Below are 12,191 nucleotides of genomic sequence, written 5' to 3'. Positions count from 1 at the left end.
GGGGTCCACCGGGCTCCGCGGCTCGCCCTCCAGCCGCAGCGGCCGGGGGCGCGCGGCGCCGGGCGGGTGCGGCAGGGCCGAGAGCAGCGCGGCGGTATAGGGGTGGCGTGGCGATGCCAGGACCTGCCGGGTGGGGCCTTCCTCCACCACCTGCCCCAGATGCATCACCGCCACGCGGTCGCAGAGCAGCCGCACCAGATGCAGATCGTGGCTGATGAAGAGCAGCGCCACGCCCACCTCCCGCCGCAGCCGCGCCAGCAGCCGCAGCACCAGGGCCTGCAAGGGGGCGTCCAGCGCGGCGGTGGGCTCGTCCAGCACCAGCAGGCGGGGCTCCACCGCCATGGCGCGGGCGATGCCCACCCGCGCCTTCTCCCCGCCCGAAAGCTGGTGCGGGTAGCGCGGCAGCAGCGCGGGGGGCAGCCCCACGCGGGCGGCGGCGGCTTCCACCCTGGCGCGGCGGGTGGCGGCGCCTTCGGCCGGCAACAGTTGGCGCAGCGGATCGGCGATGCAGTCAAAGGCGGTGAAGCGCGGATTCAGGCTGCCCACCGGGTCCTGGAACACCATCTGGATCGCCCGCCGCTGCGGTGAGGCCGCGAAAGCGCCAGGAGGAATGGCCTGGATGGGCTGGCCTTCCAGCAGCACCTCGCCCGCATCGGGCTCGGCCAGGCGGTTGACCAGCCGGGCCAGGGTGGATTTGCCGCAGCCGGATTCACCCACCAGGCCAACCGCCTCGCCAGGATGGATGTCGAGGTCCAGCCCATCCAGCGCCAGCAGGCGTGGGCGGGGACGGAACAGGCCGGGGCGCCGCAACGGAAAGGCCTTGCGCAGCCCGCGCAGCGACAGCAGCGGTGCGCCCCGGCCCGTGGCGGCCGAGGGCGGCTCCGGCAGCTCGCCCTCCTCCGGCAACAGATCCTCCAGCCGCCCGGCGGCGGCGGCCATGCCGCGCAGCAGGCGCAGCGTATGGGGGTGGCGCGGCGCTGTGAACAGCGTGCCGACCGGCGCTTCCTCCACAACCCGCCCCGCCTGCATCACCAGGATGCGGTCGCAATATTGCGCGGCCAGAGCGAGATCATGCGTGATCAGCAGCGAGCCGGCGCCACGCGCGCGCAGGGCGCCGCGCAACAGGTCCATCACCGCCGCCTGGGTGGTGACATCGAGGCCGGTGGTCGGCTCATCCGCGATCAACAGGCGCGGGTCGCCAGCCAAGGCCAGGGCAATGCCGATGCGCTGACACAAGCCGCCGGAAAGCTCATGCGGCAGGGCTTGGGCACGGCGCTCGGGGTCCGGGATACGCATCTGGCGCAGCGCCTCCAGCATCCGCGCGCGGATCTCGGCGCTGCCGCCGGGATGGTGCCGGGCGATGACATCGGCCAGTTGCGACCCCACCGGGCGGATCGGGTTCAGCGCCGCGCGGGGATTCTGAAACACCATGGCCAGCCCGGCGCCGCGCAGGCGGGCCAGGGCGCCCTCCCCCATTGCCAGCAGATCTTGCCCTTCGAAGAACGCCTGCCCGGCCGTCACCCGGCCAGCCGGACCCAGCAGGCCCATCAGCGCCAGGGCAGTGGCCGATTTGCCGGAACCGCTTTCACCCACGATGCCCAGCATCTCCCCCGGCCGAAGGTCGAAGGACATGCCGTGCAGCGCCTGCACGCCGCCGGCACGGGTGTGGAAGGCGACGGCGAGGCCGCGCACCGAGAGCAGCGGCGGGCTCATCCGCGCTGGCGTGGGTCCACCACCTCGCGCAGCGCGTCGCCCAGCAGGTTGAAGCCGAGCACCGCCAGCATCAGCGCGAGGCCGGGAAAGGCCGCGATCCACCAGCGGCCGGAGATGACGAACTGCGCCCCCTCCGCCACCATGATCCCCCATTCCGGCGCCGGCGCGCGGATGCCGAGGCCGAGGAAGGAGAGCCCGGCGGTGTTCAGCACCGCCCAGCCGAGATTGACCGAGGCCTGCACCAGCAGCGGCGGCAGGATATTCGGCAGCAGGAAGACGCGCAGGATGCGCCCATGGCCGGAGCCGCCGACCCGCGCGGCCTCCACATAGCCCAGGTGGCGGCGGATGCTGGTCTCGGCACGGGCGAGGCGGATGTAGAAGGGCAGGTTCACGGCGGCGGTGGCGCAGACCACGGCGGTGGCGGAAGGCCCCAGCACCGCCACCAGCACCATGGCCAGCATGAAGAGCGGAAAGGCCATCAGCACATCCGTGAGGCGCCCGGCCACCGCATCCAGCCAGCCCTGGACATAGCCCATCGCCGCGCCCAGCACGGTGCCCGAAGCCAGAGAGAGCAGCACCGCCGCGAAGGCGATGCCGAGATCCAGCCGCGCCGCCACCACGACGCGGGAAAAGACATCGCGCCCCAACTGGTCCGTGCCGAACCAATGCGTGGCCGAGGGCGGGCGCAGCGCCATGCCGGTCTGGGTGGCGATGGGGTCGAAGGGCACGAGCCAGGAGCCCAGCAGCGCGCAGAAGAGCAGCGGGGCCAGGATGAGGCCGGCGGCCAAGAGCAGCGGGTTACGCATCGCGCAGCAGCCCGCTACGCGGGTCGATGATGGCGGAGAGCAGATCCACCAGCAGGTTCACGCCCACCAGCAGGCCGGCCATGACCAGCATGAAGCCCTGCACCGGCGCGTAATCCAGCCCCATCAGCGCATCGAGCGCATAGGAGCCGATGCCGGGCCAGGCGAAGACACGCTCCACCAGCACATTGGCGCCGAGCATGCTGGAAAACACCATGCCCAGCGTGGTGACCACCGGCAGCAGCGCGTTGCGCAGCGCATAGGAGAAGACGATGCGCCGGCGCCCTAGCCCATGCGCGTGGGCGGCACGAATGAAGTCGCTGCCCAGCACATCCAGCATGGCGGCGCGCGTCATCCGTGCCAGCGGCGCCAGGGCAAAGAGCGCCATGGTGGCGGCCGGCAGCACCAGTTGCCGCGCGGCGGCGAGGAAGCCGGCGCCATTCCCCGCCAGCAGCGTATCCAGCAGCAGGAAGCCGGTGACGCGCGGCGGCGGGATGGCGAAGGGGTCGAGCCGCCCGATCGGCTCCGGCGCCAGGCCGAGGCGGAAGTAGAAGAGGTAGATCATCAGCAGCCCGGTGACGAAGCTGGGCAGCGCCACCCCCGCCACGCTCACCAGGCGGCAGGCATGGTCGATGACGGAGCCCGGCCGCAGCGCCGCCGCGATGCCCAGCGGCAGCGCCAGCAGCAGCGCGGCGCCGAGCGCCACCAGCGTCAGTTCCGCCGAGGCCGGCAGGCGTTGCAGCAGGTCCGCCGCCACAGGCTGGCCGGTCTGGATGGATTGCCCCAGGTCCCCCCGCGCCAGTTGCGCCAGATAGGCCAGGAACTGCTGCCACAGCGGCAGGTCCAGCCCCATCCGGGCCCGCAGCGCCGCGACCGTGCCGGCATCGGCGGTGACGCTATTGGCGAAGAAGACCGCCGGATCCCCTGGCAGCAGCCGGGTCAGCAGGAAGCTGGCGAGCACGACGCCCAGCAGCACCGGCACCAGCGCCAGCAGGCGGCGCAGCAGCCCCCGCATCGCTCAGCCCGCGTGCCGGCGGGCACCCTGCCGCGCCATGCCCCTCAGGTCCTTCTCAGGGTGCGCATGTCCAGCATGCGGTGGAAGAGATACTTATACCCTTCCACATTCTTCTGCATGCCGGTGTCCAGCGCCGGCTGCCAGAGCAGGATGATCGGCACCTCCTGCTTCGCCAGCGCGATCATGCGCTTCACATCGGCATCGTATTCCGCGCCTTCGGGCAGGAAGCGCGTGCGCTCCACCAGCGTCTTGAATTCGGCGTTGTCGTAGCTGCCGAAATTCCAGCGCGTCGGGCCATGGTAGAAGATGCGGAAGAAGTAATCCGCCGGCGCCAGATAGGCCGCCGAGCTTTCGAAAAAGAAGGGCACCGCCTTCTTCTCCAGCAGCGTGCCGAGCTGCCCGCCCGGCACCTTATTGACCGTGACGCGGATGCCGATTTTGCCCATCGCCTCCTGCACCAGCAGGGCCACCGGCTCCGCCACCGTGGCGAGCGAGAGGTCGAAGGAGAAGGTGGTCTCGAAGCCATCCGGCAGCCCGGCTTCCGCCAGCAATGCGCGGGCGCGAGCCAGGTCGGTGTCATAGCCCAGCGGCTGCGGGAAGAGCGTGCCCTCGGCCTCCCCGGCGGTGCCGCCGAAAAGCGGCGCGCCGCGGCTGAAGAGCGCGGCCTCGAACATCTGCCGGTAGGGCAGCGCATGGGCGATGGCCTGCCGCACCTTGACGTTGTCGAAGGGCGGGCGGGCATTGTTCATGCCAATGAAATGGAAGGCGCCCGTCATCGGCACGCCCACCACCTTCACCTTGCCTTGCTCCCGCATCGAGACGGCGTCCTGCGGCAGCAGGTCCTGCACCAGGTCGGCATCGCCGCGCTCCAGCGAGATGCGGCGGGATTGCGCGCTGGGCACCACCTGCCACAGCACGCGGCGGAACTCCGGCAATGGTCCGCTCTTCCAGTCGTCGTTGCGGGAGAGCAGGAGGGACTGGCCGGGACTGTGGCTGTCCAGCCGGAAGGCGCCGCCGCCAGCCACGTTGGTGCGCAGCCATTCCGCCGCCCAGGGATCGTCCTCGGTGGCATGGGCGCGGGCGAGGCGGGCATTGAAGATCACCGGCTGCGCCAGGGCCAGATTGGGCAGGGTGAAGCGGTCCGGCCGCGGCGTGGTGATGCGGAGGCTGTGCGCGTCCAGCACGGTGAACTGCTCCGTGCTCGTCATGGAGCCCGTGGCGAATTGCGCGCGGCCGATGGGCAGGCTCACCATGCGGTCCAGCGACCATTTCACATCCTCGGCCGTCACCGGGCTGCCGTCATGGAAGCGGGCCTCGGGGCGCAGGAAGAGCGTGATGACGCGGCCGCCTTCCGAGATGTCCCAGCGCTCCGCCAGTTCCCCTTCCAGCGTGAAATAGTCGTAGGAGAAGGTGCCATCCGGCCGCGTCACGGTGCCGAAGCGCAGCAGCCGGTCATAGGCGTTCCAGTGCAGCTCGATGGCATAGCGGTTCACGCCGGGGCCGATGGGGTCGAAGCTGTTGGGCGCCCCCTCCGTCAGCACGCGCAGGCTCTCCGCCCGGCTCTGCGCCCGCGCCCGGCGCAGCGGCAGGCCGGAAAGCCCGCCGGCCAAGCCCATCCAGGCGGCCAGCTTCGCAACATCACGGCGCTGCATCATCCGTCTCCTCCATCCACGGCAAAGCTGCGCCGCGCGGCGCCTATGCCTCAGCGGCACGGGGCGGGCCAGCCCGCCAAACAGTTGCAATCGTTTGCAAAGAAGTGTTTCTCAACGCAGTCTCGGAGGACACCGCTCATGACAGGATTCACCACCACCCTGGCCCGGCGCGCGCTGCTGCCAGCGCTGGCCTTTGTCCTGGGCGGCACCGCCCTGCCGGCGGGGGCGCAGACGCTGCGCATCGCGCTCTCCGCCGAGACCACCTCGGCCGACCCGCTCAACTATGCGCTGACGCCGAACAACAGCCTGCGCCAGCATATCTTCGAGGGGCTGGTGGACCTGGATGCCGACCTCGTCGCACGGCCCGGCCTGGCCGAGAGCTGGACGCGGGAGGGCGACCGTGAATGGACCTTCCGGCTGCGCCCCGGCGTGCGCTTCCACAATGGCCAGCCCTTCACGGCGGCCGATGTGCTCTTCACCTTCTGCCGCGCGCAGAACAACAAGGACGAGGTCGTCCAGTCCTATTCCCGCATCGTGCGCCGGCTGGAGAAGGTGGAGGTGCTGGACGAGCGCAGCATCCGCGTCACCACCAAGGAGCCGGAGCCGCTGCTGCTGAGCGACATCAGCAACCTGACGGTCCTGCCGCAGAGCCTGATCAACCAGGCGAAGCTGGACTTCTCCAAGGGCGAGGATTGCGGCTTCGCCGGCCCCTGGCCCGCCGCCGCGCAGTTCAACGACACTTCCGCCGCCATCGGCACCGGCCCCTACAAGCTGGCCAGCTACAGCCGCAATGCCACCACCGAGCTGCGGCGCAACGACGACTACTGGGGCGAGAAGCCGCATTGGCAGGTGGTGCGCATGACGCCGGTCACCGCCGCCGGTCCGCGCCTCGCGGGCCTGCTGGCGGGCGACTACGACGTGGTGGAAAGCCCCGCCACCGGCGACCTGCCGCGGCTGCGGGAGAATGCGGGCTTCCGCATCACGGCCAAGCCGACCACGCGGCAGATCTTCATCCAGCTCGATACCGGCCGCAGCCCCAGCCCCTTCGTCAATGGCGGCCAGGGCAAGAATCCCTTGCAGGACGCAAGGGTGCGGCAGGCGCTGTCCCTCGCCATCGACCGCAAGGCGATCGAGAGCCGGGTGATGGACGGCATCGCCCTGCCCGCCGCGCAGTTCCTGCCGGATGGCATGGCGGGCACCATCCCCGGCCTGCCGGTGCTGCCCTATGACCCGGCGAAGGCCAGGGAACTGCTGAAGCAGGCGGGCTACCCGGACGGCTTCTCCTTCACCTTCCATGCCACCAACAACCGCTACATCAACGATGCCCGGCTGGCGCAGGTGCTGGCGCAGTTCTGGCAGCGCATCGGCGTGAAGGTGGAGCTGGATGCCATGCCCTCCTCCGTCTACTTCGGCCGGCGCGGCAAGCGGGAATTCAGCGTCGCCCTGGGCGGCTGGGGCTCGGACGCGGCGGAGACGCTGATGTTCTTCAGCACCTGGCTGATGAGCACGGACCGCGAGCGCGGCCTCGGCACCAGCAACTACGGCGGCTGGTCCGATGCGCGCTTCGACGATCTGGCCGGCCGCGCGAAGGTCACCATGGACGAGGCCGCGCGCGTCAAGCTGCTGCAGGAAGCCGGCAAGGTGGCGCTGGAAGAGATGCCGGTGATCCCGGTGCAGTTCGAAAGCGCGGTCTGGGCCTTCCGCAAGGGCCTGGCCTATCAGGGCCGGGTGGACCAGACCACCATGGCGACCGAGGTCACGGCCGCCGAGTAATGCCGCGCCGCGCGCCGCCGGGCCTTCCGCCCGCGCGGCGCGCCCGCATCTGCCCCTTCAGCAGGACTGTTCCATGAGCTTTGCCGATACCCTGGCCCAGGCGCTCGCCGCCCCCGGCCGCAATGCCATTCCCTTCATCGACGAGGCCGGCGACCCGACGCGCCCGCTGGTGCTGCATACCTACCGCCCGGCGAACTTCACGCCGGACAGCCCGGTGGTGCTGGTGCAGCACGGCATGAACCGCAATGGCGACGAATACCGCGACTTCTGGATTCCCGCGGCCGACAAGCACGGGCTGCTGATCGTGGCGCCCAACTTCGACAACGAGAATTATCCGGGCGCCGAGGTCTACAACAACGGCCATGTCCTGCTGAAGGACGGCACGGTGCAGCCGCGCGAGAAGTGGGGCTATGCGGTGCCCGCGCGCGTCTTCGCCTGGCTGCAACAGGCCGGCATCACGCGGCGGCAGAAGGCCTATTTCTACGGCCATTCAGCGGGCGGGCAGTTCGGCCACCGCATGGCCTCCACCCAGCCGCTGGATGTTTTCGAGGGCATCGCGGTCGGCAATCCCGGCTGGTACACGCTGCCGACGCTGGAGAAGGACTTCCCGGACGGCCTCGGCGGCATCGGCCTGGGCGAGGCGGAGCTGCTGCGCCTGCTGGCCTTCCCGCTGCTGATCCTGGCGGGCGAGCAGGATATCGAGACCTCCGGCCCCAGCCTGCCGGCCAATCCCGGCGCCATCGCGCAGGGGCCGCACCGCTTCGCGCGGGCGCATAACTACCTGGCGGCCGGGCAGGCCGAGGCCGCGCGGCGCGGCGTGGCCTGCAATTGGAAGTTGGTGCCGGTGCCGCATATCGGCCACGACGGCGATGTGATCTCCCGCGTCTGCGCCAGCCTGTGGTTCGACAAGGCCATGACCGATGACGCCACCCTGCGCTCCTGGGCCAAGGGCGGCGTCGGCGCGCTGTAAGGCGTGCCAGGCGGCGGGCTGCGGATGCGGCCCGCCGATGCCGGCGGAACTCTTCGCGCCATGGCTGGCGCGCCGCTTGGCGAAGGGGCTAGCCCCTCCATATGAACCGGATGATCCATCCTCCCCGCCGCGCAGCAACGCGCCCTGCCCCCACGCGCGTCCCGCGATGAACGCCACGACGCGGCCGCGCACGGCGGTCATCGGCTCCGGCTTCGGCGGGCTGGCCCTGGCCATCCGGCTGCAATCCGCCGGCCACGACGTCACCCTGCTGGAGAAGCGCGACAAGCCCGGCGGCCGCGCCTATGTCTACGAACAGGATGGCTTCACCTTCGACGGCGGCCCCACCGTCATCACCGATCCCGGCTGCCTGGAGGAGCTTTTCGCCCTCTCCGGCCGCCGCATGTCGGATTACATCGAGATGCTGCCGGTCAGCCCCTTCTACCAGCTCTGCTGGGAAGACGGCTTCCGCTTCGATTACGTGAACGACCAGTCGGCGCTGGACGCGCAGATCGCCGCCAAGTCACCGGCCGATGTGGAAGGCTACCGCCGCTTCCTGCGCTATTCCGAGGAGCTGCTGCAGGAAGGCTATATCAAGCTGGGGTCGAAGCCCTTCCTGGATTTCGCCAGCATGGTGCGCGTGGCACCGCAGCTTGTGCGGCTGCGCGCCGACCGCACGGTCTATGGCATGGTCTCCCGCTTCATCCGGGACGAGCACCTGCGGCAGGCCTTCTCCTTCCATTCCCTGCTGGTGGGCGGCGATCCTTTCTCCACCTCCTCGATCTACGCGCTGATCCATGCGCTGGAGCGGCGCTGGGGCGTCTGGTTTCCGCGTGGCGGCACGGGTGCATTGGTGCGGGCACTCGTAAAGCTCTTCGAGGATCTGGGCGGCACCATCCGCTGCGGCGCCGAGGTGGCGCGGATCGAGACGCAGGGGCCGCGCGCCACCGGCATCCGCTGCGCCGATGGCTGGCAGGGCGAATTCGACAATGTCGCCAGCAATGCCGATGTGATGCACACCTACGCGCGCCTGCTGGAAGGCACGCCACGTGGGCAGGCGGCGGCGCGCAAGCTGGCACGCAAGCGCTGGTCCATGTCGCTCTTCGTGATCTACTTTGGCCTGCGCGGCGAGCGGCGGGACCTGCGGCACCACATGGTGCTCTTCGGTGCCCGCTATCGCGAACTGATCCGCGAGATCTTCCGCGGCAGCGCATTGCCCGAGGATTTCTCCCTGTACCTGCATGCGCCGAGCGTGACGGACCCGAGCCTCGCGCCGCCGGGGCACAGCGCCTATTACGTGCTCTCCCCCGTGCCGCATCTCGGCAATGCGCCGATCGACTGGTCGGTGGAAGGCCCGCGCTACCGCGACCGCATCCTGGATTACCTCGATGAACGCTACATCCCCGGCCTGAAGCGCGACCTCGTCACCAGCCATATCCTGACGCCGGATGGCTTCCGGGACGACCTGAACAGCCACCACGGTTCCGCCTTCTCGCTGGAGCCGGTGCTGACGCAATCGGCCTTCTTCCGCACGCACAACCGCGACGATGTGATCCGCAACCTGTATTTCGTTGGCGCCGGCACGCATCCGGGCGCGGGCGTGCCGGGCGTGGTGGGCTCCGCCAAGGCCACGGCGGGGCTGATGCTGGAGGGTGCGCCATGACCGACGCGGTGGTGGAGGCCGGCGAGGCCTCGATCCGCACCGGCTCCAAGAGCTTCGCCGTCGCCTCGCGCCTCTTCGGGCGCGAGATGCGCGAGGATGCCTGGATGCTTTATGCCTGGTGCCGCCATTGCGACGACGTGGTGGATGGGCAGGTGGCTGGTTTCGCCGCGCCCGGCATGGCCGGTGGCGAGACGCCGCAGCAGCGGCTGGACGCGCTCTTCATGCAGACACGCCGGGCACTGTCCGGCACGCCGATGCCGGACCCGGTGTTTACCGGCTTTGCCCGCGTCGCCGCGCGGCACCGCATTCCGCAGCGCTACCCGCTGGAGCTGTTGCAAGGCTTCGCGATGGATGTGGAGGGCGCTCCATACCGCACGCTCGATGACACGCTGCGCTACAGCTATCATGTGGCCGGCGTGGTCGGCATCATGATGGCGCTGGTGATGGGCGTGCCGCCGGAGGCAAAGGACACGCTGGACCGCGCCTGCGACCTCGGCCTCGGTTTCCAGCTCACCAATATCGCGCGGGACGTGCTGGACGATGCCGCGCTGGGCCGCATCTACCTGCCAGCGGATTGGCTGGCGGAAGCCGGCATCCCGCCGGAGGAGATCGCCGACCCGCGCCACCGCGCGGCACTGGCGGGCGTCGCCACCCGGCTGCTGGATGCGGCGGAGCCTTATTACGATTCAGCCTTCGCCGGACTGGCGGCCTTGCCGCCGCGCGCCGCCTGGGCGGTGGCCACGGCACGCGGCGTGTATCGCGAGATCGGCACCCGCCTGCGTGCCCAGGGCGCCAGGGGCTGGGACCGGCGGGTGGTGGTGCCGAAGCACCGGAAGCTCTGGCATGTCGGCGCCGGGGGCGTGGCGGCGCTCAGCGCCCGTCGGGCAGCCCCGCCTCCGCGGCCGGGTCTGTTGTGGCGGCGCCCCTGACATCGCCGGGTGCCGCGCCCTGGCGTTCCCGCAACTGCTGCCGCAGCACCCGCACCGGGGGCGCGTAGAGAAAGCCAAAGGAGACGCAGCCATCCTTGCCTTCCACCGCATGGTGCAGCCGGTGCGCCTGATACAGCCGCTGCATGTAGCCGCGGCGCGGCACCCAGTGGAAAGGCCAGCGCCGGTGCACCAGCCCGTCATGCACCACGAAATACAGGAAGCCGTAGGTGGCCATGCCGATGCCGAGCCAGAACAGGCCCCGGTGCTCCGGGTCCAGCCACATCAGCAGCAGCGAGAAGCCGGCGAAGACCACGGCGTAAAGGTCGTTGCGTTCCCACCAGCCGTCATGCGTCTCGTGGTGGGATTTGTGCCAGCCCCAGCCCCAGCCATGCATCAGGTAGCGATGCGCCAGATAGGCCACCAGTTCCATGCCGAGCACGGTGCCGAGGACGATGCCCGCCGGCAGCAGCCACGAGAACTGAAAGAAAGCTTCGGCCAAGTCGGCCTCCCTGTGCTGAAGCGGCAGCGGGCATATAGGGTCCGCTGATGCCGCCTGCCATCATCCTCGCGACCTTCGAGGGCGGCGGGCATGTCACCCCCGCCGCGCAATTCGCCCGCCGCCTGCAGGCGGACGGTGCCAGCCTGCGCTTCGTCAGCGACGAGGCCAGCCGCGCCGCCGCCGCCGGCCTGCCCTTCCAGCCCTGGCGCCGCGCGCCCAACCGGCAGCCAGGGGCCGAGGCCGCGGCGCCGCTGCGGGACCATCTGCGCGCCTTCTGGCCCCCCGCCCTGGTGCGCAGCCTGTGCGAGGAGGTGATCTGCGCCCCCGCCCTGGCCTATGCCGAGGACCTGCTGGCCATGCTGCGGGAGGAACCCGCCGACCTCATCATCTGCAACGAGCTGCTGCTGGGCGCTATGCTGGCGGGGGAGAAGGCCGGGGTGCCGGTGGTCTCCTTTTCCGCCAATGTCTGGCCCTACCCGACGCGGGCGGACCTGCCGCCCTTCGGCCCCGGCTTCCGCCCCGGCAACAAGGAATGGCACAGCCGCCGCGACACCTTCGCCCGGGACTGGACCTTTTCGCTCTACGACACCGGCCTGCCGGCGCTGAACGCCGCCCGCGCCGCGCTGGGCCTGCCACCGCTGGCGCATGTGCTGGACCAGTTGCGGCTGCTGCGGCTGTCGCTGCTGGCTACCGCCCAGGCCTTCGATTTCGGGCTGGAGAGCGTGCCGGAACCCTTCGCCTATGCCGGTCCATTGCTGGAAACGCCGCCCTGGGCCGGGCGCTGGCAGCCCCGCCACCCCGGCCTGCCGCATGTGCTGATCTCCTTCAGCAGCACCGAGATGGGCCAGCGGGGGGCGCTGCGGCGCTGCATCGCGGCGCTGCGCGGCCTGCCGGTGCGTGGCGTGCTGACCCTGGGCCCGGCGGTGGAGCCGGAGAGCCTGCCGGCGGCCGAACATGTGGAGATCCTGCGCGGCGCGGCGCATGACGACATCCTGCCCCATTGCGCCGCCGCCATCGTGCAGGGCGGGCATGGTTCCGTTATCCGGCCGCTGCTGCATGGCGTGCCGCTGCTCTGCCTGCCGCTGGGGCGGGACAATGCCGACAATGCGGCGCGGGTGGCGGAGGCCGGGGCCGGGCTGGTGCGTGGCGGCCGCGCGCCGGCCTGGCGCATCCGCCG

General features: G+C 70.6%; 10 protein-coding genes. 5 read left to right on the top strand and 5 right to left on the bottom strand.

Annotation, left to right across the window (positions count from 1 at the left end):
* The 4 genes from IBL25_RS20430 to IBL25_RS20415 form a co-directional block, all read right to left on the bottom strand.
* Nucleotides 1-1,713: dipeptide ABC transporter ATP-binding protein (locus tag IBL25_RS20430; RefSeq protein ID WP_187780353.1), on the bottom strand; the 1,713-nt coding region annotated here is incomplete at its 3' end.
* Nucleotides 1,710-2,519: an ABC transporter permease gene (locus tag IBL25_RS20425; protein ID WP_187780352.1), complete on the bottom strand. Its 810-nt coding sequence runs from the start codon at nt 2,517-2,519 to the stop codon at nt 1,710-1,712. The genes IBL25_RS20430 and IBL25_RS20425, both read right to left, overlap by 4 nt.
* Nucleotides 2,512-3,531, bottom strand: coding sequence for an ABC transporter permease (locus IBL25_RS20420; protein WP_187780351.1), 1,020 nt, complete (start codon nt 3,529-3,531; stop codon nt 2,512-2,514). Before IBL25_RS20420 ends, IBL25_RS20425 begins: the two co-directional genes overlap by 8 nt.
* 44 nt (nt 3,532-3,575) lie before the next feature.
* Nucleotides 3,576-5,186, bottom strand: coding sequence for an ABC transporter substrate-binding protein (locus IBL25_RS20415; protein ID WP_238940559.1), 1,611 nt, complete (start codon nt 5,184-5,186; stop codon nt 3,576-3,578).
* A 135-nt stretch (nt 5,187-5,321) separates the two neighbouring features.
* Here IBL25_RS20415 and IBL25_RS20410 point away from each other — a divergent pair, with 135 nt between their 5' ends.
* The 4 genes from IBL25_RS20410 (at nt 5,322) to IBL25_RS20395 (ending at nt 10,515) form a co-directional block, all read left to right on the top strand.
* Nucleotides 5,322-6,956 carry an ABC transporter substrate-binding protein gene (locus IBL25_RS20410; protein ID WP_187780350.1) on the top strand — a complete coding sequence of 545 codons (1,635 nt, stop codon included), beginning with the start codon at nt 5,322-5,324 and terminating at the stop codon, nt 6,954-6,956.
* A gap of 73 nt (nt 6,957-7,029) precedes the next feature.
* Nucleotides 7,030-7,926 (top strand): alpha/beta hydrolase, encoded by an 897-nt coding sequence (locus IBL25_RS20405; RefSeq protein ID WP_187780349.1) that lies wholly within the window; start codon nt 7,030-7,032, stop codon nt 7,924-7,926.
* 166 nt (nt 7,927-8,092) lie between these two features.
* The gene (locus tag IBL25_RS20400) at nt 8,093-9,586 is read left to right on the top strand and encodes a phytoene desaturase (protein ID WP_187780348.1); all 1,494 of its coding nucleotides are present in this window, start codon (nt 8,093-8,095) and stop codon (nt 9,584-9,586) included.
* The gene (locus IBL25_RS20395) at nt 9,583-10,515 is read left to right on the top strand and encodes a phytoene/squalene synthase family protein (RefSeq protein ID WP_187780347.1); all 933 of its coding nucleotides are present in this window, start codon (nt 9,583-9,585) and stop codon (nt 10,513-10,515) included. Before IBL25_RS20400 ends, IBL25_RS20395 begins: the two co-directional genes overlap by 4 nt.
* Here IBL25_RS20395 and IBL25_RS20390 read toward each other — a convergent pair.
* Entirely contained in the window at nt 10,457-11,014 is a 558-nt protein-coding gene (locus tag IBL25_RS20390; protein WP_202986836.1) for a sterol desaturase family protein, read from the bottom strand. The two genes, IBL25_RS20395 and IBL25_RS20390, sit on opposite strands and share 59 nt — an antisense overlap.
* Nucleotides 11,015-11,061: 47 nt before the next feature.
* Between IBL25_RS20390 and IBL25_RS20385 the strand changes: the two genes are divergently transcribed.
* Nucleotides 11,062-12,191: glycosyltransferase (locus IBL25_RS20385; protein WP_187780346.1), on the top strand; the 1,130-nt coding region annotated here is incomplete at its 3' end.

The sequence above is a fragment of the Pseudoroseomonas ludipueritiae genome (genome assembly GCF_014490445.1).
In the GTDB taxonomy this organism is placed as follows: Bacteria; Pseudomonadota; Alphaproteobacteria; order Acetobacterales; family Acetobacteraceae; genus Pseudoroseomonas; species Pseudoroseomonas ludipueritiae.
This window is presented reverse-complemented; position numbering and strand designations above follow the sequence as displayed.